Origin of the sequence: Pseudomonas sp., assembly GCF_049590575.1 — a bacterium.
Taxonomy (GTDB): domain Bacteria; phylum Pseudomonadota; class Gammaproteobacteria; order Pseudomonadales; family Pseudomonadaceae; genus Aquipseudomonas.
Window position 1 is genome coordinate 1 of sequence record NZ_JBAWDE010000093.1, and the last position, 18,404, is coordinate 18,404.

The window sequence follows — 18,404 nt, forward strand, 5'->3', positions numbered from 1 at the left end:
ACATCTGGTTGTGTGTCGCTGAGTAGAGCGGGTTACTTGCCGCCGGTAATCTGCTTCACCAGCTCCGCATGCCCCTTCACATCATCCGCTCGCGAAATCGCCTGGATCACCAGCAAGTGGTTGCCCGAGCCGCCGAGGAACGTCGAGTTCAAGGTCTTGCCGCCGCCCTGGGTGGCGGTGCTGTCCACCTGGCGCAGGCCGAGTCCCTTGAAGGTCAGTTTTTTCTCGCTCAACTTCTTGAAGTCGGGCAGGGCGGCGCTCTGGTCCTTGACGAAACCGGCCACGGCGCCATCGAGGAACTGCGGGTCGTTGTCCTTGATGGTGACCCCATCCTTGCGCAGGGTTTCGGCGACGATCACCACACTTTTCGTTGTGCGGTTGGCGTACATCGTGCCTTGGGTGTCCGCAGTGCCGTCCTCGGCCTTGCCGGACGGCAGGGTGTCGGCGGTGTAGGCCTTGGGCAGGGTGAAGGTGAACTTGCCGCCCAAGGTGGAGATGGTTTGCGTGGCCGGCTTGCTGGCGGCGAACACACTGCCGGCGGCAAGCGCGAGGGCCAACAGGGCTGCGGTCTTGGTAAGGGTGGCCATGAAGCGCTCCAGAGATGAACGAAATTGCGGCGTATTCTGTCAGAAAAATCGCAATATCGTTCATCTCCAGCCTCACACCTTGTCGGACTCTTCCTCAAGCCGGTCCATCTCAAACAACCGGGCCAGTTCCGCACGGGCTTCCTGGGCGGTCTGCATCACCTTGGCCGCATCGTCGTACACCGCGTGTTGCGCGGCGAGCACTTGCAGGTCGTGGTGCTTGAAACGGGTGATGCGCGCATCGGCCTGGGCCTGGCTCAACCCCAGGCCCACCAGGGTGCGGCGGCTCATTTCCAGGCTGGAATAGAACGTCTCGCGAATCGGCGAGGCATCCAGGTCGACCAGGCGGTGCACGTGCTGGCGGTTACGCGCGCGGGCGATGATCTTCATGTGCGGGTAGAGGTTGCGCACCAGCTCGGCGGTCTTGATGTTGATCTCGGGATCGTCCATGGCGATCACGAAGAATTCCGCCTGGTCGACCTTGGCCGCGTGAAGGATTTCCGGCCGCTGCGGGTCACCATAGAAAACCGGCATGCCGCCGAAGCTGCGGGTCAGCTCGATGGTTTCCACCGAGGTGTCGAGGGCAATGAACGAGATGTTCTGCGCGCGCAGGATCCGCGCCACGATCTGGCCCATACGGCCCATCCCGGCGATGACCACGCGCGGCGCGTCGCTTTCGATGGTGCGGTATTCCTCGGGCACTTCCACCGGTTTGACCTTGGGCTTGAACAGCTTCGGGCACACCAACAGCAGCAGCGGCGTCACCGCCATCGACAGGGTGATGGTCAGCACCAGCACGTCATATAAATGTGGCTCGAACAGGCCCTGGTCGCGGCCGATCTTGAACACCACAAAGGCGAACTCACCCCCGGCCGCCAGCACCACGCCCAGGCGCAGGGCGCTTTCGCGGTTGAGGTCACCCACCATTCGGCCCACGGCGTACAGAATCGGCAGCTTCAAGCCGATCAACAGCAGGGTCAGGCCGATTACGATCAGCGGCGAGCTGAGCAGCAGGCTGAGGTTGGCGCCCATGCCCACACTGATGAAAAACAGCCCCAGCAGCAGGCCCTTGAACGGCTCGATCTGGGATTCGAGTTCGTGGCGGTACTCCGAGTCCGCCAGCAGCAAGCCGGCGAGGAACGCACCGAGGGCCATGGACACGCCCACCAGTTCCATCAACCAGGCGGTGCCGATCACCACCAGCAGCGCTGTTGCGGTGGACACTTCGCGCAGGCCGGTCTTGGCCACGATGCGAAACACCGGTCGCAACAGGTAGCGCCCGCCGATGATCACCACGGCGATGCTGCCGAGGATCTGCAGCACATGCTGCAGACCCTGGGCTTCGGTGGTCGGATGGTCACTGCCGGCCAGCAGCGGCACCATGGCGATCAATGGGATCGCGGCGATGTCCTGGAACAACAGGATCGCAAACGCCAGGCGCCCGTGGGGTTGGTTCAGCTCCTTGCGCTCGGCCAGGCTTTGCAGGCCAAACGCGGTGGACGACAGCGCCAGGCCCAGGCCGAGCACAATCGCGCTGTTCCAGGGCTGGCCAAACAGCCACAACGCCACGGCGCCCATGACCAAACCCGTCAGCAGCACCTGGGCCAGGCCGACACCGAACACCGCCTTGCGCATCACCCACAAACGCTTGGGCGACAGTTCCAGGCCGATGATAAACAGCAGCAGCACCACGCCCAGTTCGGAGAACTGCGCCACGCTTTGCGGGTTGCCGATCAATCCCAGCACCGACGGGCCGATGATCACACCGGCGAACAGATAGCCCAGCACCGCGCCCAACTGCAGGCGTTTGGCCAGGGGCACGGTCAGCACGGCGGCGAGCAGGAACACCACGGCTGCTTGTAACAGGTTGCCTTCATGGGGCATTGCGAACTCCAGGATCTTTAAAACCAATCAACAGGCGGGTATTAGAGCGCTTTTTACATATGGATAATTGTGTTTTTGCAGCGCGGGATCGTGCATGGCGCGCCATTCCGTTACGCCAGGCCTGTTCTGCCGCCGCGTCGGAAGGATGTACAAACAATTTCCTCAGGTTGGCGGGTGGCAGTTCATCCGGTTTATCTACTAGTTTTCAGACTCTTGAGTTTATATTCCTTGGATGGCATATTTGCATGAGTTGGGAAATTGAATACACGGATGAATTCGGAGCCTGGTGGGAACATTTGGGTGAAAAGGAACAGGTTTCGGTGTCGGCCAGCGTAGATCTGCCGGGCCTTTTCGAACCCGGTTTGAGCTTCCCCCACAGCAGCGATATCAAGGGCTCACGGCACGGCAACTTGCGAGAGCTGCGCATACAGCATGCGGGGCGGCCTTACAGGGTGTTGTACGCCTTTGATCCACGACGATGTGCGTTGTTACTGATTGGCGGTGATAAGACCGGGCAACATCGATGGTATGAAGCGCACGTCCCCGTGGCAGAAAAGCTGCACGACGTGCATTTGGAAACAGTGCGTGAAGAGGGCCGTAAACGTGGCTAAGAAATTCGCTGACCTCCAAGCCCGCATGACGCCACAGGCGCGTGCTGAGGCCGAGCAGTTGCTCCAGCAACACCTCAAGGAAATGCCGCTGCATGAGCTGCGCAAGGCTCGGCAGTTGAGCCAGGAAAGCCTGGCAAAAATATTGAATATCAACCAGGCTGCCGTCTCGAAAATGGAGCGGCGCACCGACATGTACATCAGCACGTTGCGTGACTACATCCGGGCGATGGGCGGTGAGTTGGAAATTATCGCGACGTTTCCCGACGGTCAGGTCAAGATCGAAAACTTCGCGTGCTGAAGGCGCACAGGTTTTTTTGCAAGCGCCAGGCCATGCGCCGGGCATTTGATAAAGGGCGGCTCTCGTGAACCAACTCCTCGCCATGCGCGCCTTTGTCCGTGTTGTCAAAACCGGCTCATTCACGCCGCTGCATATTCTTTACCCGCCCAATCGCCACCAGAGCGCGCGGCTCAAGGTGTTTGCCGATTGGGTGATTCGCACGTTCGGGGTCAGGGAATAATCGCGGTCACGCGGATCTCCACGCGCATCGTCGGCAAGCCCAAGGCTTCGACACCGATTTGCGTCCAGATCGGCGCGTGGTCGGGCATGTACTGGCGGAATCTGGAACTCATCGTCCCAGCCGCCCTGACCCGAGGTTTCAACACGGTTGCCTACCTTCACCGCCTGGGAGTAGTGCGAGATTCTCGCGCAGGGTGTCGCCATAGCCTGGCGTAGCGAAAAATTCGGGCGTGTTCATAGTGCTTCCTTCAGTTCAGTACAAGACTTAACCCAGGCTAGAGCACGGAATGAGCGAACAAAATCCCGAATTGATGCCATCACTGTCTATCCAAATGCACAATCGGCTGAGGCGCCACCGCTGCCGGGGTCGCGGGTTTGCGATATAGCCCCACGGCCAGCCCGGCAATGATGATCCCGATGGAAATCAGGTTAGGCGTGGAAATACGCTCGCCGATAATCAGCATCGAACTGGTGATGCCGAACACCGGAATCAACAGGGACAGTGGCGCCACGGTGGACACCGGGTACAGCTTGAGCAGCGAGTTCCAGCCCCAGTAGGCAAAGTGCGTCGCCAGGTAGACCTGGAACAGGATCGACAGGATTGCCGTCAGGTCGAGGCTGGCCTGCAGGGTTTCGAACGGGGCGCTGCCGTGCATCAGCCAGGCGGTGAGGAACAGCGGGATCGGCGGGATCAGGCTGGCCCAGACCATGAACGAGAAGATCTCCTTGACCCCGGATTTCTTGATGATCACGTTGCCCACGCTCCAGGCCACCGCGCTGAGGACGATCAGCAGAACGCCCAGCACCGCGTGGTTGCCTTCCTGGGTGGAAATGATCCCCGCCAGGCCGATCAGGGCCAGGACAGCGCCGACCATCTGCGCGCCACGGATTTTTTCCTTGAACAGTACAAAGCCCCACCCCATGGTGAAAAACACGCTGAGTTGAATGATCAGCGAGGCAATGCCCGGGCTCACGCCCACCTGAATGCCGTAGTTGATCACGCCCCACATGCCCAGCCCGAAGATAAAGCCGTAGGCGGCCACGTAGCTGAATTTCACCGCAGGGCGCTTGATAAAGAACACCAGCGGCAAGGCGGCGAGGGCGAAGCGGATGCCCGTGAGCACAAACGGGTCGATCGCGCGCAGACCCAGTTTGGTGATGGGGAAGTTCACCCCCCAGACCAGGGTGACGAGTACGGCGAGTGATAAGTGTTTTTTCAGCATGGACCCTCCTTGGGTCGCGCGGCACATCGCAAAGGCGGTGTGCCGCGGTCAAATCAGTTCAAAGCGAACCGTTTTTGCATCAGGCACAGCCCGGCAATTTCCATTAACAGATTATCCGCCGACGCACGCTGCGCTGGCGACAGGCTTGGCAGCGTTGCCAGCAAGGCGCGCACTTTACGCGGGTCGAAGAACGGCACGTTACTCAAGGCCGGGCCGCTCAACAGGTCGTTGACCATCTCGAACAGTTTCGATTGCGGGCTTTCGGACGCCGGTGGCGCGCGGAAGTATTGCTTCTTGCGGTCCAGCACCGCCTGCGGCACGTAAGGGCGCATGGCCTCGCGCAGCGCGTATTTCTCGGTGGCACCGCGCACTTTCATGTTTACCGGCAGGCGGCAGGCGGCTTCGATCACCTGGTGGTCCAGCAGCGGCGGGCGGCCTTCCAGGCTGCCGGCCATTTCCATGCGGTCGCCCAGGGAGGTCAGCACCACGTTAGGCAGGCTGGATTTGGCCACCATGTACAGCGAACGGTTGACCGGCTCCCAGTCATCGAGTGCGCGTGGGCTCAGGCGGTCATAGAACTGACGATAGGCATCCACATCGCAGAAACGCTCGCGGAAGTCGTCGCTGTACAACTGCGCCAGCGGGCCGAAAAGCGCCGACTGGGTCTGCAGCCAGGAGACGCCATGGCCCAGTTCATCCTGCACCCATTTCACGTCGTTCTTGCCACCGGGCAGGTAGCGGTCTTCGCTGGCGTGCAGGCGCCGGGTCAGTTCGGCGACCACCGCCGGGTCCTGATGCTCGTGGTTGTACAGCAGCATGTCGCGGCGGTAGTGGGGGTAGCCGCCGAAGACTTCGTCCGCGCCTTCACCGGTCAGCACCGCGCGCATGCCTTGGCCCTGCACGAATTTGCACAGCAGGTACTTGGCCACGCTGTGGGCGTTGGCAAACGGCATTTCAGCGTGCCACAGGGCATTTTCGAAGTTGTCCGCCATGTCGGAGGCGTTCACCGACAACACGTTGAGGTGAGCCCGGTTATGCCGCGCGGCAATCTCGGCGTACTGGCGCTCGTCATAGGCCTGTTCGCCCTCGAAGGACAGGTGGAAAGCCTGCAACGGCTGGCCGGTCAGCTCAGTGGCAATCCCCAGCATCGCCGAGGAATCCAGCCCGCCACTGAGGCATACGCCCACCGGCACATCGGCATGCAGGCGCAGGCGTACGGATTCTTCGATGGTGGTGCGCAGGGAATCGATCATCTCGGCTTCGCTGCGCTGCTCGGTGGCCTGGGCGTCGGGGAAGTCCCAGTCCCAATACTGCTCGGTCTGCAGGCCGCTTTCGTCGGCGATGATCCAGCACCCCGGTTTGACGCTGCGAATGTTGTTGAACACCGTGCGGTCGCGCAGGATAAAGCCGCGGCTGGGGTAGGACTCGTGGTCCCACTGCGCCGGAACGCCGGCAGCCAGCAGGGCTTTGATTTCAGAGGCGAAGTACCACGCGCCTTCATGTTCGGTGTAGTACAGCGGCTTGACGCCGACGCGGTCGCGCACGGCAAATAGTTTTTTGCGCAGGCGATCGAAAATCAGGATGGTGAATTCGCCACGCAGTTGCTTGAGGCCGCGTACGCCGTGGCGGCGGTACAGGTGCATGGCGATTTCGCTGTCGGACGAGGTCTTGAAGCGGCAACCAAACCCCTCCAGTTCGGCGCGAATGCGTTGATAGTCATAGAACTCGCCGTTGACCATCATTACCAGGTCGCCTTCGTCAGCCACGATCGGCTGGGTACCATTGCCAAGGCCGACCAGGCCCAGGCGCACATAGCCGAAAGCTGCCTGGCCCTTGGGGTCGAACCACTGGCTGGAACTGTCCGGGCCGCGATGATGGATGGCGCGCAGGGCGGCATCGAACATGTTCGGGTTGAACGCACGGGGTTGCTTGGCAAAGACGCCAATGTATCCACACATAAAAATTACTCTATTGAATTTGTCGTGGTCAGCGGCACGCTGGGTTCAAACGGTGGTTACCGGTTCTTCTGGCATTACCTGCAACTCAGGCAGCACCGCGGCGGGATGTATGCCAATTGAGCTGAGGATCTCGGGCATGGCCGAGTAGTCCGCTTCGCCGGTCTCGCTAAATTGAGTTGGCAGCAGCAGCGCTTGATCACCGAACACTTCGAGCAGTTGCGGCAGGATGATTCGCCACGCGGAAATCTCGCGCATTGGGAAAATCCGGATCGAATTGGCGATGCCACGGGTAAACAAGGCGGTTTGCTGCGCGGTGAAATCGCCGACGACTTGCTGCACGAACAGCGGGAAGATGTGCTTGTGCACCAGCTCGTCTTTTTTATGCAGGGCCACCGCGTGGCGAAACACCGGCTGGATCTCGGGCGCGTCGCTGAGGTCGGCCAGGTAGTCGCTGATAAAGGTCTCCGATACCAGCGAGAAGGCCAGGCGGTAGACCTTGAAGTCCGCCTCGGACAGGGTGGCCTGCGCCTGGCTCAGGTGGCGGGTCAATTCCAGCTCCGGCCACTTGATGCGCATGCCACGCTGGGTAATCGCCAGTTCACACATGTTGATCGAAAACAGCGTGTGGTAGGCCTCATCGGCGAGGGTTTCGGAAATCGTCGCGGCGCTGGCCGAACTCAGGCGCGAGCCCAGTTGCAACAGGTCGAGGCAGGACGGGCAGATGATCTCGGTTTCGATGGCGATGGTTTTCTGGTTGTAGATGACCCAGCCGGCCGACAGGATCAACAGCTTCAGCGCGTGAGGGTAGTGCTGGTAATGCGGGTCATGGGCGAAGGGTAGCAGCGCCTCGAGAAAGTCCGGCGCCTGCAGGTCAAGCTCGATATCCGGGCGTTGTGAATCGAGCTTGATCTGTGCGCGTTTGTGCCAGCTGCGTTCGATTTTGATCAGTCGTTCATCGGCTGCGTCATTGCTGCGATAAAGATCGTCTTGAGGGCTGTGCTGAAACATAGTTTCACCGGATTGATAGTGAGTTGTGAAGGCCATCCATGGTTTGCCGAGGCGGGCTCGGCAACGTTCACGACCGGGAGTTACACCGCTGGCGCGGCCTGGATCTTGTCCTTCTTGCGGTCCAGGAAATCCGCCAGGCGGTCCTGTGTTCGGACGTCGGAGGACACCACCGCAGCAATCAAGGCTTCCGTCATCAGGCCGTCCTGCTGGCTCTGATCGACAATCCGCGGCAACACGTGGGTGACCGCGTAGTTGGTCATGGGCAGGTTGCCCGCGATCTTGTGGGCCAATTCCGTGGCCTTGAGCACCGCCTGGCCAACCGGAACCAGGTATTGGGCGACGCCGCGCTCATAGCTTTCCTTGGCGTAGAGCGTACGGCCGGTGAGCATCATGTCGGTCATCAGGGCGATGCCGGCGATGCGTGGGAAGCGTACCGAGGCGCCAACCCCCACATACAGGCCACGCATAGCTTCGGGCAGCGAGAAGAAGGCACTGTCATCAACCACGCGCAAGCTGCAGGCGGTGGCGATTTCCAGGCCGCCACCGATGGCGGCGCCGGTGATTGCGGCGACCACGGGCACTTTGCCGAACTGGATCAGCTCGAACGTCTTGTGCCATTCACGAAAGGCCTGGACGTTGTCGATCACCGACTGGTCGCGGATTTCCGACAGGTCCAACCCTGTGCAGAAGTGTTGGCTGGTGCTGTAGAGCACGGCGGCACCAATACCCTCAGGCAAGTTGCTGAAGGTATCGCGCAGTTCGTGCATGACGTCGAGAGACATGGCATTTCGCTTCTGCGGGCGGTTGAGTCCCACCATCAGCACGGCGCCGTCTACGCGTACATCCAAGTAGTTTTTGACACTCATTGTCCGAATATCCCTTCGAAATGAACCCAACTTGGGGAGCGACGATTCTAGGTGGCGAATAGATGGCCCGCTTGCTATGTCAGGTCATACTTTGACAAAATCGGGCCATGCCGCCGACCTTCACTTTTTCCCCCTATGAGCGCGATAGCCCCGAAGCGGTGGTGACGCTGCGCGAGTACCCGTCCGGCACCGTGTTTCCGAGGCATACGCACCGCCGTGGGCAATTCGCCTATGCCTCCACCGGGGCGCTGAAGATGTTCACCGACCTGGGCAATTGGGTGGTGCCGCCGCAACGGGCAATCTGGGTGCCGGGTGGGGTGTCGCATGAAATGCACATGCGCGGCGATGTGGTGATGCTCAACACCTACCTGGATGACGATGCGGCCCAGCGCGCTGGCTTGCAGGACTATTGCCAGGTGTTTGGCGTCTCGCCGTTGCTGCGCCATCTCTTGGAAGCGGCGCTGGCGATCGGGCCGTCTGCCGCGCCCAGCGTCAGGGATCGCTGCGTGCTGACCCTGTTGATTGATGAAATCGGCGCCATGCCCGAACTGCCCCTCAGCGCGCCGCTGCCCTCCGAGTCGCGCCTGGCCCGATCCTGCCAGCGCTTTCTCGACGCGCCCACGCAGAAGATCTCCATCGGCGAGATGGCCGATTGGTCGAGCATGAGCCGGCGCACCTTCACCCGTAACTTTCGTGAATGCACCGGCATGACGTTCGTCTCGTGGCGTCAGCAGGTCTGCCTGCTGGAAGCCACGGCGCGGCTCAGCCATGGTTCGTCCATCACCGATGTAGCGTTGGAGTTGGGGTTCAGCAGTTCCAGCGCGTTCACTTCCGTGTTCCGGCGTAACCTGGGCGACTCACCGGCGCGCTACCTGGCCAAGTCCAAGGCGGCGTCGATCTTCTGAAAGGGGCCGCCAGGGGATGCCAACCTGGTGCCTTTTGCCCGAGCGGTACGGCGTTGAGCGTCTCCCTTTGTTACTATCGCGCTCCATCGTCACCAGGAGTCACTGGCCCATGCAGCACCAGTGGGATGAAATGCACCGCACCCGCAAGCCCACGTTCGTGTTGTGTGGCGAGCCCCAGGGGGATGTGCTCAATCTCTATGTTCACGGTTACTCGGCGTTCTTCAACCGGCAACAGCTGGGCAACTTCAAGCAACAGCTGGCGAGTATCGAAGGCTCGACCAACCTGATGCTGTTCTGGCCGGCAGGGCACTTCCTGGAAAACCTGTTTGCGCCGTTCAAGGACGTGATCAGCGCCATGCTTGGCGGCGGCAACCTGGGCGCGGCGACGGTGGGGGTGGGCAAGGCGATTGCGTACTTCCTCGACCACTATAAAAGCGTCGAGGCGCGGGTGGACGAAGTGGCCAGGAGCCTGCTGCCCGAGCTGGCCAATTACCTGCATGGCGAGGCGCTGGAGGTGCGGCGGATCAACCTGATCGGGCATTCTCTGGGCGCGCGGATTCTGGTCAAGAGCCTGCTGGCCAGCCCCGAAACCGCCCGCGAACTGCCGCTGGACAACCTGCTGTTGATGGGCGGCGCGATCTGTACGTCGAGCCCGTGGGAGGAGGTGTCGGCACCGCTCAAGGGCCGTGTGATCAACTGCCACTCGAGCAAGGACTGGGCCCTGGCCATGAAGCCGGACACCGAGCGTTGCATTGGTCGTTATGCGATTCCGCTGACGCCGGCGCTCAAGGCCAAGGTCACCAATGTGCACTTGGCCACCTTCGATCACGCCGCCTACTGGCCGCAATTGCAGACCGTGGTGCAGTACACCGACCTACTGCACGAGCGGCGCGGCATGATCCGTTCCGACCAGCGCAGCAGCGAAGTGCGCTTTGCCGAAGAGGACGCGGAACTGTTCCCGGCGCTGGTGCAGGCGCGGCCTGAGGAGTTGAAGTTCCTCGCTGAGTTGATGGCGCAAAAGCGCAGCGCGTCGATCGACGCCACGGTGCGCGAGCCGCTCAGGTTGGCCATCGAGTTGCAGCGCATGGGCGGTGACAGCTTCATGAACCTGGCCCGTGGCCATGGCGTGAATTACCGCCAGATCGCCGAAGATGTAGCGCAGCGGCTGGGGATCAAGTTTGGCCAGCCCCTGGCTACCGTGGCGCTGGCTGACGTTGAGGCTCAGGTCGCGGAAAAGCTGATCGAGCAGTACAAGGCCAAACTCAGCAGTGCCGACCGGCAGGTGTTCGATGCCGAGCTCAAGGCCGCTGCACAGAAAGAGCAGGGCGTGTTCAGCCGTTTCGGTGTCGGCCGCTCGGCCACCGCTGCCCTGAGCGGTACGGCGCTGGCGGGGTTGACCGGCTTTATCATGCGGCGTGGCGCGGCCACCGCGATCCCGGTAGTAGGGCAGGCATTGGCCGCCGCGATGCTGCTGGTGAGTGGTGTGCGCGCTTTTTCCGGCCCTGCTTACTCCATTACTACCCTGGCGGTGCTGGTGATCGGGGTGATTCGCCAGCGCATGGAGCGTGAAGCCCTGAACCAGGAGATGGACTTGGTGGTGCAAGTGGTGGAAGCGTTTGATCTGCCTCGGGAGACGGTGATGCGCACGGTCGCATCCGACTGCTAAGCTGCGCCCTTGTCTTGTGTGTTTGCCTGGGATACCGCGTGAAATTCAGCCTGCCAAAAATCGCTACCGCTCCATTCTGCCCGCCGGAAGTGGCCGGCTCCGTCGCCGTTGACCCCAAGGCTTCGTTCTTCAAGCGCGCCCTGATGTTCGCCGGCCCCGGGCTGCTGATTTCCATCGGCTACATGGACCCGGGCAACTGGGCCACGGCCATCGAGGCCGGGTCGCGCTATGGTTACAACCTGCTGTTCGTGGTGTTGCTGGCCAGCCTGGCAGGGATGGCGGTGCAGTGCCTGTGTTCACGGCTGGGCATCGCCACCGGCAAGGACCTGGCGCAACTGAGCCGCGAACGCTACAGCCGGCGCAACGCCAACACTCAGTGGGTGTTGGCGGAAATCTCGATTATTGCCACCGACCTCGCTGAAGTGCTCGGCTGCGCCCTGGCGTTTCACTTGCTGCTGGGCGTGTCGCTGACCACCGGTATTGTGATCACCGCCTTTGACACGCTGTTGATCCTGGCCCTGCAAAACCGCGGGTTTCGGCGCCTGGAGGCGATCATGCTGGCGCTGGTGGCAACCATCGGTGTGTGTTTCTTCATCGAGCTGGTGCTGATCAAACCTTACTGGCCGGACGTATTGAGCGGCTTCACGCCGTCACTGTCGGCCATCAGCGATGCCGCGCCGCTGTACCTGGCCATCGGCATCCTCGGCGCCACGGTCATGCCGCATAACCTCTACCTGCACAGTTCGATCGTGCAAACCCGGCTGATCGGCAAGGACCTCGCCAGCAAACAGGACGCGGTCAAACTGGCGCGTATCGACACCATCGGCTCCCTGGCCCTGGCGTTGCTGGTCAATGCCGCGATCCTGGTGCTCGCTGCCGCTGCTTTCCACAAGACCGGCCATACCGATGTGGTGGAAATCCAGGACGCTTACCACCTGCTCGACCCGCTGGTAGGCGGCGCTTTCGCCAGCATTCTCTTCGGCATCGCCTTGCTGGCTTCCGGGCAAAGCTCGACCTTTACCGGCACCATCGCCGGCCAAGTGATCATGGAGGGCTACCTCAACCTGCGTATTCCCTGCTGGCAACGGCGCCTGATCACCCGTGGGCTGGCGCTGATCCCGGCGTTCCTCGGGGTGTGGCTGATGGGCGACGATGCGATTGGCAAGCTGCTGATCCTCAGCCAGGTGGTGCTCAGCCTGCAATTGCCGTTTGCCCTGTACCCGCTGATCCGCATGACCGGTGATAAGCAACTGATGGGCCCGTTCGTCAATCGGCTGCCTACCCGGGTGCTGGCGTGGTTCCTGTTTGCGGTGATCAGTGGCGCGAATGCGTGGTTGATTGGGCAGTGGGTGTTCTGATTGAAAGCCTGGAAGGGCTAGATCAGGATCGCCAGGGGCGTGTATTGAGGTGATCGGCAGCTCACTGAATCCGCTTTCCAGGCAGTAATCGCGAATCACCGATCCCAATACGGCACCGCCCCAAAACACTCGACAAAATAGTCAATCACCGTCCGCACCTTGAGCGACAACCGCCGGCTCCCCGGCCACAACGCGGCAATCTGCTGCGGTTCCAGGGTGGTTGCCACTTCATAGTCGGTCAGCACCGCCTGCAACGTGCCGGCGCGCAGGCCTTCGCCGATCAGCCAGGATGGAAACACCACCAGCCCCAGGCCCTGTTCGGCAGCGTGGGTCAGGGTGTCGGCGTGGTTGCCGGTGATCGGGCCCTTGACGCTGTAGGGCTTCCAGTCGCCCTGGCCACGGCGGAAGAACCAGCGTTGCTGGCCGGTGATGCCTTTGTAGGCCAGGCATTGGTGGTTGACCAGCTCGTCAGGGTGCCGGGGCGTGCCGTGCGCCGCCAGGTAGGCGGGGCTGGCGGCAAGGCGGAAGCGCTGGGGCGCGAAAATCCGCGCCTGCATGCTGGAGTCGTTGAGCACGCCGATGCGGAACATCAAGTCGGTGCCGTCCTGCAGCGGGTCGACGTAGGTGTCGGTTTGCTGGATGTCCAGTTGCAGCTTGGGGTAGCGGCGGCACAACTCGCCCAGCCACGGTGACAGATGGCGCTGGCCGAACACCATCGGCGCGTTGATGCGCACCAGCCCGCTGGGCTCGCTTTCCTGTTCCTGCAGGGCCTGGCCGGCCGCTTCCAGTTGTTCCAGCATCAGCCGCGCATGCCGCCCCAGCAGGCGCCCGGCTTCGGTCGGGCTCACCGCGCGGGTGTGGCGATAGAGCAATTGCTGGCCGAGGGCCTGCTCCATCAGCTGGATCTGCCGCGAAATGGAGGAGGGCGCCAGCCCCTCGCGCCGCGCCACTTCGGAAAAGCTGCCATGGTCCAGCACGGCGACAAACAGGCGCAATGCCTTGAAACTCAATTCATTCAAGCCCTGCATCGGGTCTCCAGTCTGTGCGTAATGCGCAAAGGTGTTGTCCGTATGCTCCCATTTATCGCACAGCACGGCCACCGGATAATGCGCGCCATGTTTCCTATCTTGACGCGCAGGTGATGTATGCAAGCAAGTTCCATTGAGGGCGTAGCGCAGGCTACGCCGAAAAAGAACCTTCTGCGGTTGCTGTTGCTGCCGCTGGTGATCCTGGCCGGCATGGGCCTGTCGGTCGAGGCCGGTTTACTCGGGCCGCTGGGTGTGCAGGTCGGGCACCTGTGGGCGACCTTGAGCATCTTTGGCGTTGGCTCGGCGATCCTGTACCTGTTGCTGTTGTTCAGCGGCCCGCAAAAGGGGCCGGCGTTGACCGACCTGCCACGCTGGCAATTGATCGGTGGCTTCCTCGGGCCGATGTATGTGGTGGTGCTGACCCTGGCCACGCCGCATATCGGCATCGCGATGACCATGATCGCGATCTTGTCGGGGCAGGTGGGCAAGAGCGTATTGATCGACCATTTCGGCTGGTTCGGCACCGCGCGTAAACGCGTGAATGGCGAGCGCTGGATTGCCCTCGCGTTGATTGTGGCGGCACTTGTTTTGATTGCACGAGGGTAAGGCGATGAATCTGATTCTGTTATTGGTACTGGTGATCGCCGCGGGTGCGGTGTTGAGCGTGCAAGCGGCGATCAATGGTCGCCTTGGCAAGGCCGTCGGCGTACTGCGCAGCAGCTTGCTGACGTTTGCGGTGGGCGCGCTGACCACCGCGTTGCTGATCTTCTTCTTTGAACCGGCCCAGGCCTTGAGCTTGCTGGACGTGCCCAAATGGCAATTGACCGGCGCGCTGTTCGGCGTGGTGTACATGATGGTAATGGTCGGCGCAGTGCCCGTGGTCGGGACGGCAGTCGCCACCGTGGCGGTGATTGTCGGTCAGTTGGGCATGGGCATGTTGATCGACAACTTCGGCTGGCTGGGCAATCCGGCCATCGAATTGTCCGGCAGCCGGATCGTGGCGATGGCCTGCCTGGCGCTGGCGCTGGTGTTCATGTACCGCAGCAATACGCGCACCGATTGAAGGTTTGAACCATCGACGGCGGGCCGCAGTCACTGCTTAAGGTGCCGGCGCCCGCCGCACCGGGACGACCATGAATAAGGAGTCTGACCATGCCTGATGAAACCTGTGCCTGCCCACATTGCAAGTGTGTGTTGGGTGTCGACGCGATAATGAAAGATGGCAAGGGCTATTGCTGCCAGGGCTGTGCCGAGCACCACGCGCATGGCGAACCTTGTGCAGCCGCCACCGGCTGCGAATGCGCCAAATCGGCCAAAGGCTGAGCACGGTCAACAGGTGGGAGGGGTTGCTCCCTCCCACCTTATTATTGGGTTTCCAGATCCAGGCGCAGGCTATGGTCGGACAGCCGATGGCTGTCTTTCACCACCGCGCTGGTCCGCCGCCCCTCCAGTGCAAACACCACCGTGCGCGCTGCGTGCAGGTCACTCGGCAGCGGTTCGAACACCTTCAATTCCAACCTTCCGGCTTTGCGTTGCACGCTGACCTGGCATTCGACATGTTTGGCCAGTGGGCCGAACAAGGTGTCCTGAGTGTAATCAATGCGCGCCTTGCCATTGACTGAAGCCATGCTGGTCCCTCCCTTTCAAGCCTGAGCGCGCGCATCCGAGCGGCGCCATTGCACATTTTTAATGCCGAATTTTTCGGCCTGCTCCTGGCTGGTTTTCTTCACCTGTTCGCGGGCGAAGCGGCCGATACGGCCCACGCCGGCATCACAGCTTGCCCAGTGCCAGGCTTCCAGCGTGTCGAGCTTTTCCAGGCGGATAATGAATGACCTGGGCTCGCCATGCAGGGTGTAGTCGATCACAAACAGTTTTGCGTTATTCATTGGCCCCTCAACCCTGGTGGTGTAAAGCAAGTGATCCTTGTGAGCGCTAAAAATTCACTCGGATTGTCGGGCGGTGGTCATTACCATGGCGGCTCACCCTTGATTGATTCGCACACCATGGCCTTGGCTGCGCCCCCCGATCTCAGTGATCACGCCGTCCCCGTGCAACCGCTTGCGCGCACCTACCCGCGTGGGCTCTACGTGGAGCCGCATAGCCATGACTGGGGCCAATTGCTCTATGCCATGAGCGGCGTGATGTGGGTCGAGACCCCGCGCGAAGCCTTGGTGGTGCCGCCCCAGCGCGCGGTGTGGCTGCCGCCTGGGGTGGAACACGGAATCCGCGTGGTGTCGGATTTGCAGATGCGCAATATCTACCTGCGCCCGGCGTTGGCGGCAACGCTGGACGGCCAGGTGCAGGTGATCGAAGTCGGGGGGCTGCTGCGCGAGTTGATCGTGACGTTGGTGGAGCAGGGCGACAGCATTGATGCGGGGTATTACGACGCGGCGGTCGGCCTGGCTCTGCTGGAGCTGCAACGGGCGCGCCGCTCGCAGATCCGCATCGCGATGCCGGTGGACGCGGATCGGCGGTTGATCAATGCATGCCAGGCGGTCATGGCTGCACCGTCCCTGGAGATCTCTTTCGAACAGCACGCCGAAACGGCCGGCGCCAGCGTGCGCACCCTGGCGCGGCTGTTCCAGAACCACCTGGGCATGGGCTTCGCCGAATGGCGCCGCCAGGTTCAGCTGGCCACGGCGGTCGCGGAGTTGATCCAGGGCCAGTCGGTCAGCGGTATCGCGCGTTCCCTCGGGTACTCGCCGAGCAGTTTCAGCGACATGTTCCGTCGTGAACTCGGTGCCCCACCGTCGCAGTACATCGGCTGAGGGTTGGCCGAAATCCTGAAGCACTTGGCCGATGCTTCAGAATTGGGCGCTCTAGACTGGGTCCACCAACCTAAAAGGCCCGACGCCATGAACTACCTGATCTCCCTCGCCATCGGCCTGTTTGTCGGCGTGCTCTACGGCGCCCTGGACTTTCGCTCACCGGCGCCGCCGGCCATCGCGCTGGTGGGCCTGATGGGCATGCTGCTGGGTGAAAAGCTATGGCCCATGGGGCGGCAGTTGGTCATTGGCTGGTTGTCCTGAGTTCTACTTCCCCGTTAAGGATTGCGTTATGAAAGCACTGCAATTTTCCGCCACCGGCGACCTCGCTGCCCTGCGTTTCGTCGACGTCGCCACCCCGGTGCCGGCCGCCGATGAAGTGCTGGTACAGATCAAGGCCGCGGGCCTGAACCCCAGCGACGTCAAAAACGTGCTCGGCCGGTTCCCCTACACCACCTTGCCGCGCATTCCCGGTCGCGACTTTGCCGGTGTGGTCGTGCAAGGCCCGCCGGCACTGGTTGGCCAGGCAGTCTGGGGCACTGGCCGTGACCTGGGTTTTTTTGCCGACGGCTCCCACGCGCAGTACCTCACCGTATCGGCCAACGGGGTGGCGCATAAACCCACTCACCTGAGCTTCGCCCAAGCGGCCAGCCTGGGCGTGCCGTACACCACCGCCTGGGACGCACTCGAACGCAGCGGCGTGGGCAAAGGCACGCGGTTGTTGGTGATTGGGGCCAATGGCGCCGTAGGCAGCGCAGCCTTGGCGTTGGCGAAAATTCGCGGTGCCCAGGTACTGGCGGCCGTGCGCAAGGCGGATCAGATTGAGGTGTTGCAGGCGCAAGGGTTTGAGGCGATTGCCCTGGGTGCACCCGAAACGCTGGGCGCGCAGGTCAATGCCGTGTTCAAGGGCGGCGCCGACGTAATCTTCGACACCACCGGTTTCTGGCTGCCGGCGGCGGTGGCAGGCCTGGCGCCGTTCGGCCGTATCGCAATCATCGCCGCGCCGGTGGACGGCCATGTGCAATTGCCGGCCCTGGCCCTCTACCGCAAGGGCGGCTCGGTGGTGGGGATCAACTCGTTGCTCTACAACTGTGAGCAATGCGCGGGGATGCTGGAGCAGTTCGGGCGCTTCTTCGATGAGGGCTTGCTGCCGTTGCCCACCGGCCTGCGCGAAGTGGCATTGGCCGATGGGGTGCAGTGCTATGAAGAGGTGAACGGCGGCAGTGCCGACAAGATCATCTTCCTGCCTTAGCAGATCTTCACTGGGCTTTGGGAGTGAGTTTCGCTCGGAGGTTTCCTACAAGGGTTTCAGGTTGTGGCTCGGAAGGCGGCTGACTAACCTCACTGCCGTCGCTGACAATTCAGCGATCGGATTTGACCGTCCGACTAAACCAGTGCGCTACAGCAACCAAGACCTATGTCAGGCGTTTTTTCTAAGCTTGATGTATCGTGTCGCGGCAGCTGTGCGCGGGATACCTTCGGGTATGCCGGATCCCTGGTTCCGGTCGGTCAACCCGCGTTCAGCTGCCACCCCACTTTGTTTGACCGCAAGTGTTGGCAGCTCCACTACCAGGAGTTCCACCATGATCAAAGACAGCCCAAATCCCCCCGCCCAGCAAGACTTCGATACCAGCACCCTGCACGAAGTGGCCTACCGAGCGATCAACCACTACCTCAATCCCGGAAAACCAATCCCCGAACCTACTGACGGGCTCTTCAGCGTGCGCGCCGACCTGGGCACGGAAACCTTGCTGGTCAATGCGTCCCAGGACTTGGCGTCCCTCAGCGAGATTGCCACCCATATGGCGTTTGAAATCGAGGGGGCTCAACGCAATGTCGCGTTGGGCATCTGTCGGATGCTGGAAGGGGTGCAACTGCTGGTGGATAAAGCACTGAACGTGGCCCATCCCACGAGCTAGCGACTTCAAGCCTTGATACCGTTAAAAAATGTGGGAGCGGGCTTGCTCGCGAAAGCGGTGGGTCAGCCACAGAAACGTTGACTGGAACACCGCATTCGCGAGCAAGCCCGCT

Annotated in this window: 23 protein-coding genes; 13 read left to right on the forward strand and 10 right to left on the reverse strand. The window is 61.7% G+C overall.

What is annotated here, in order from left to right:
• Positions 1–32: 32 nt before the first annotated feature.
• Both WBR57_RS07330 and WBR57_RS07335 read right to left on the reverse strand, forming a co-directional pair.
• Entirely contained in the window at positions 33–587 is a 555-nt protein-coding gene (locus tag WBR57_RS07330) for a hypothetical protein (RefSeq protein ID WP_424083261.1), read from the reverse strand.
• A gap of 72 nt (positions 588–659) precedes the next feature.
• Positions 660–2,468 (reverse strand): monovalent cation:proton antiporter-2 (CPA2) family protein, encoded by a 1,809-nt coding sequence (locus tag WBR57_RS07335; RefSeq protein ID WP_424083262.1) that lies wholly within the window; start codon positions 2,466–2,468, stop codon positions 660–662.
• A gap of 245 nt (positions 2,469–2,713) precedes the next feature.
• On the opposite strand from WBR57_RS07335, the gene WBR57_RS07340 reads away from it, so the two are divergent.
• The 3 genes from WBR57_RS07340 to WBR57_RS07350 all read left to right on the forward strand — a co-directional run bounded on the left by WBR57_RS07340 (position 2,714) and on the right by WBR57_RS07350 (position 3,597).
• On the forward strand, positions 2,714–3,079 hold the full coding sequence (locus WBR57_RS07340; RefSeq protein WP_424083263.1) for a type II toxin-antitoxin system RelE/ParE family toxin: 366 nt from the start codon (positions 2,714–2,716) through the stop codon (positions 3,077–3,079).
• On the forward strand, positions 3,072–3,377 hold the full coding sequence (locus WBR57_RS07345; protein ID WP_424083264.1) for an XRE family transcriptional regulator: 306 nt from the start codon (positions 3,072–3,074) through the stop codon (positions 3,375–3,377). Before WBR57_RS07340 ends, WBR57_RS07345 begins: the two co-directional genes overlap by 8 nt.
• 64 nt (positions 3,378–3,441) lie before the next feature.
• Positions 3,442–3,597: a hypothetical protein gene (locus tag WBR57_RS07350; protein ID WP_424083265.1), complete on the forward strand. Its 156-nt coding sequence runs from the start codon at positions 3,442–3,444 to the stop codon at positions 3,595–3,597.
• Here the strand turns inward: WBR57_RS07350 and WBR57_RS07355 are convergent.
• The 5 genes from WBR57_RS07355 to WBR57_RS07375 all read right to left on the reverse strand — a co-directional run bounded on the left by WBR57_RS07355 (position 3,587) and on the right by WBR57_RS07375 (position 8,651).
• Entirely contained in the window at positions 3,587–3,709 is a 123-nt protein-coding gene (locus WBR57_RS07355; RefSeq protein WP_424083266.1) for a hypothetical protein, read from the reverse strand. The two genes, WBR57_RS07350 and WBR57_RS07355, sit on opposite strands and share 11 nt — an antisense overlap.
• 204 nt (positions 3,710–3,913) lie before the next feature.
• A complete protein-coding gene (locus WBR57_RS07360) occupies positions 3,914–4,819 on the reverse strand; it encodes an EamA family transporter (RefSeq protein WP_424083267.1) in 906 nt (301 codons plus the stop codon).
• A gap of 53 nt (positions 4,820–4,872) precedes the next feature.
• Entirely contained in the window at positions 4,873–6,777 is a 1,905-nt protein-coding gene (gene asnB / locus WBR57_RS07365; RefSeq protein ID WP_424083268.1) for an asparagine synthase (glutamine-hydrolyzing), read from the reverse strand.
• 45 nt (positions 6,778–6,822) lie between these two features.
• Positions 6,823–7,785 carry a diiron oxygenase gene (locus WBR57_RS07370; protein WP_424083269.1) on the reverse strand — a complete coding sequence of 321 codons (963 nt, stop codon included), beginning with the start codon at positions 7,783–7,785 and terminating at the stop codon, positions 6,823–6,825.
• A gap of 80 nt (positions 7,786–7,865) precedes the next feature.
• Entirely contained in the window at positions 7,866–8,651 is a 786-nt protein-coding gene (locus tag WBR57_RS07375; RefSeq protein WP_424083270.1) for a crotonase/enoyl-CoA hydratase family protein, read from the reverse strand.
• 107 nt (positions 8,652–8,758) lie between these two features.
• Between WBR57_RS07375 and WBR57_RS07380 the strand changes: the two genes are divergently transcribed.
• The 3 genes from WBR57_RS07380 to WBR57_RS07390 all read left to right on the forward strand — a co-directional run bounded on the left by WBR57_RS07380 (position 8,759) and on the right by WBR57_RS07390 (position 12,580).
• Complete coding sequence (locus WBR57_RS07380; RefSeq protein ID WP_424083271.1) at positions 8,759–9,556, forward strand: AraC family transcriptional regulator; 798 nt, start codon at positions 8,759–8,761, stop codon at positions 9,554–9,556.
• 109 nt (positions 9,557–9,665) lie between these two features.
• Positions 9,666–11,222 (forward strand): DUF726 domain-containing protein, encoded by a 1,557-nt coding sequence (locus tag WBR57_RS07385; RefSeq protein ID WP_424083272.1) that lies wholly within the window; start codon positions 9,666–9,668, stop codon positions 11,220–11,222.
• Between the two features lie 38 nt (positions 11,223–11,260).
• Positions 11,261–12,580 (forward strand): Nramp family divalent metal transporter, encoded by a 1,320-nt coding sequence (locus tag WBR57_RS07390; RefSeq protein ID WP_424083273.1) that lies wholly within the window; start codon positions 11,261–11,263, stop codon positions 12,578–12,580.
• Between the two features lie 95 nt (positions 12,581–12,675).
• On the opposite strand, the gene WBR57_RS07395 is transcribed toward WBR57_RS07390, so the two are convergent.
• Entirely contained in the window at positions 12,676–13,608 is a 933-nt protein-coding gene (locus WBR57_RS07395) for a LysR family transcriptional regulator (protein WP_424083274.1), read from the reverse strand.
• Positions 13,609–13,725: 117 nt separating this feature from the next.
• Here WBR57_RS07395 and WBR57_RS07400 point away from each other — a divergent pair, with 117 nt between their 5' ends.
• From WBR57_RS07400 to WBR57_RS07410, 3 genes are all read left to right on the forward strand, one after another.
• A complete protein-coding gene (locus WBR57_RS07400; RefSeq protein ID WP_424083275.1) occupies positions 13,726–14,214 on the forward strand; it encodes a DMT family transporter in 489 nt (162 codons plus the stop codon).
• 4 nt (positions 14,215–14,218) lie between these two features.
• Positions 14,219–14,671, forward strand: coding sequence for a DMT family transporter (locus WBR57_RS07405; RefSeq protein ID WP_424083276.1), 453 nt, complete (start codon positions 14,219–14,221; stop codon positions 14,669–14,671).
• An 89-nt stretch (positions 14,672–14,760) separates the two neighbouring features.
• A complete protein-coding gene (locus WBR57_RS07410; RefSeq protein WP_424083277.1) occupies positions 14,761–14,931 on the forward strand; it encodes a metallothionein in 171 nt (56 codons plus the stop codon).
• 41 nt (positions 14,932–14,972) lie between these two features.
• Here WBR57_RS07410 and WBR57_RS07415 read toward each other — a convergent pair whose 3' ends face one another.
• Together WBR57_RS07415 and WBR57_RS07420 are read right to left on the reverse strand one after the other, a co-directional pair.
• Positions 14,973–15,236, reverse strand: coding sequence for a hypothetical protein (locus WBR57_RS07415; RefSeq protein WP_424083278.1), 264 nt, complete (start codon positions 15,234–15,236; stop codon positions 14,973–14,975).
• 15 nt (positions 15,237–15,251) lie between these two features.
• The gene (locus tag WBR57_RS07420) at positions 15,252–15,494 is read right to left on the reverse strand and encodes a DUF6555 family protein (protein WP_424083279.1); all 243 of its coding nucleotides are present in this window, start codon (positions 15,492–15,494) and stop codon (positions 15,252–15,254) included.
• Positions 15,495–15,611: 117 nt separating this feature from the next.
• Between WBR57_RS07420 and WBR57_RS07425 the strand changes: the two genes are divergently transcribed.
• The 4 genes from WBR57_RS07425 to WBR57_RS07440 all read left to right on the forward strand — a co-directional run bounded on the left by WBR57_RS07425 (position 15,612) and on the right by WBR57_RS07440 (position 18,292).
• Complete coding sequence (locus tag WBR57_RS07425) at positions 15,612–16,376, forward strand: AraC family transcriptional regulator (protein WP_424083283.1); 765 nt, start codon at positions 15,612–15,614, stop codon at positions 16,374–16,376.
• An 87-nt stretch (positions 16,377–16,463) separates the two neighbouring features.
• Positions 16,464–16,637: a DUF1427 family protein gene (locus WBR57_RS07430; protein ID WP_424083280.1), complete on the forward strand. Its 174-nt coding sequence runs from the start codon at positions 16,464–16,466 to the stop codon at positions 16,635–16,637.
• 28 nt (positions 16,638–16,665) lie between these two features.
• Positions 16,666–17,625: a quinone oxidoreductase family protein gene (locus WBR57_RS07435; protein WP_424083281.1), complete on the forward strand. Its 960-nt coding sequence runs from the start codon at positions 16,666–16,668 to the stop codon at positions 17,623–17,625.
• Between the two features lie 331 nt (positions 17,626–17,956).
• Complete coding sequence (locus WBR57_RS07440) at positions 17,957–18,292, forward strand: DUF6124 family protein (RefSeq protein WP_424083282.1); 336 nt, start codon at positions 17,957–17,959, stop codon at positions 18,290–18,292.
• Positions 18,293–18,404 lie beyond the last annotated feature (112 nt).

What these genes read in the sequence shown, in the direction of transcription:
- WBR57_RS07330 (WP_424083261.1), bottom strand. Translation starts at nt 587, where the DNA reads ATGGCCACCCTTACCAAGACCGCAGCCCTGTTGGCCCTCGCGCTTGCC.
- WBR57_RS07335 (WP_424083262.1), bottom strand. Translation starts at nt 2,468, where the DNA reads ATGCCCCATGAAGGCAACCTGTTACAAGCAGCCGTGGTGTTCCTGCTC.
- WBR57_RS07340 (WP_424083263.1), top strand. Translation starts at nt 2,714, where the DNA reads ATGAGTTGGGAAATTGAATACACGGATGAATTCGGAGCCTGGTGGGAA.
- WBR57_RS07355 (WP_424083266.1), bottom strand. Translation starts at nt 3,709, where the DNA reads ATGAGTTCCAGATTCCGCCAGTACATGCCCGACCACGCGCCGATCTGG.
- WBR57_RS07360 (WP_424083267.1), bottom strand. Translation starts at nt 4,819, where the DNA reads ATGCTGAAAAAACACTTATCACTCGCCGTACTCGTCACCCTGGTCTGG.
- asnB (WP_424083268.1), bottom strand. Translation starts at nt 6,777, where the DNA reads ATGTGTGGATACATTGGCGTCTTTGCCAAGCAACCCCGTGCGTTCAAC.
- WBR57_RS07370 (WP_424083269.1), bottom strand. Translation starts at nt 7,785, where the DNA reads ATGTTTCAGCACAGCCCTCAAGACGATCTTTATCGCAGCAATGACGCA.
- WBR57_RS07375 (WP_424083270.1), bottom strand. Translation starts at nt 8,651, where the DNA reads ATGAGTGTCAAAAACTACTTGGATGTACGCGTAGACGGCGCCGTGCTG.
- WBR57_RS07380 (WP_424083271.1), top strand. Translation starts at nt 8,759, where the DNA reads ATGCCGCCGACCTTCACTTTTTCCCCCTATGAGCGCGATAGCCCCGAA.
- WBR57_RS07385 (WP_424083272.1), top strand. Translation starts at nt 9,666, where the DNA reads ATGCAGCACCAGTGGGATGAAATGCACCGCACCCGCAAGCCCACGTTC.
- WBR57_RS07395 (WP_424083274.1), bottom strand. Translation starts at nt 13,608, where the DNA reads ATGCAGGGCTTGAATGAATTGAGTTTCAAGGCATTGCGCCTGTTTGTC.
- WBR57_RS07400 (WP_424083275.1), top strand. Translation starts at nt 13,726, where the DNA reads ATGCAAGCAAGTTCCATTGAGGGCGTAGCGCAGGCTACGCCGAAAAAG.
- WBR57_RS07405 (WP_424083276.1), top strand. Translation starts at nt 14,219, where the DNA reads ATGAATCTGATTCTGTTATTGGTACTGGTGATCGCCGCGGGTGCGGTG.
- WBR57_RS07410 (WP_424083277.1), top strand. Translation starts at nt 14,761, where the DNA reads ATGCCTGATGAAACCTGTGCCTGCCCACATTGCAAGTGTGTGTTGGGT.
- WBR57_RS07415 (WP_424083278.1), bottom strand. Translation starts at nt 15,236, where the DNA reads ATGGCTTCAGTCAATGGCAAGGCGCGCATTGATTACACTCAGGACACC.
- WBR57_RS07420 (WP_424083279.1), bottom strand. Translation starts at nt 15,494, where the DNA reads ATGAATAACGCAAAACTGTTTGTGATCGACTACACCCTGCATGGCGAG.
- WBR57_RS07425 (WP_424083283.1), top strand. Translation starts at nt 15,612, where the DNA reads ATGGCCTTGGCTGCGCCCCCCGATCTCAGTGATCACGCCGTCCCCGTG.
- WBR57_RS07430 (WP_424083280.1), top strand. Translation starts at nt 16,464, where the DNA reads ATGAACTACCTGATCTCCCTCGCCATCGGCCTGTTTGTCGGCGTGCTC.
- WBR57_RS07435 (WP_424083281.1), top strand. Translation starts at nt 16,666, where the DNA reads ATGAAAGCACTGCAATTTTCCGCCACCGGCGACCTCGCTGCCCTGCGT.
- WBR57_RS07440 (WP_424083282.1), top strand. Translation starts at nt 17,957, where the DNA reads ATGATCAAAGACAGCCCAAATCCCCCCGCCCAGCAAGACTTCGATACC.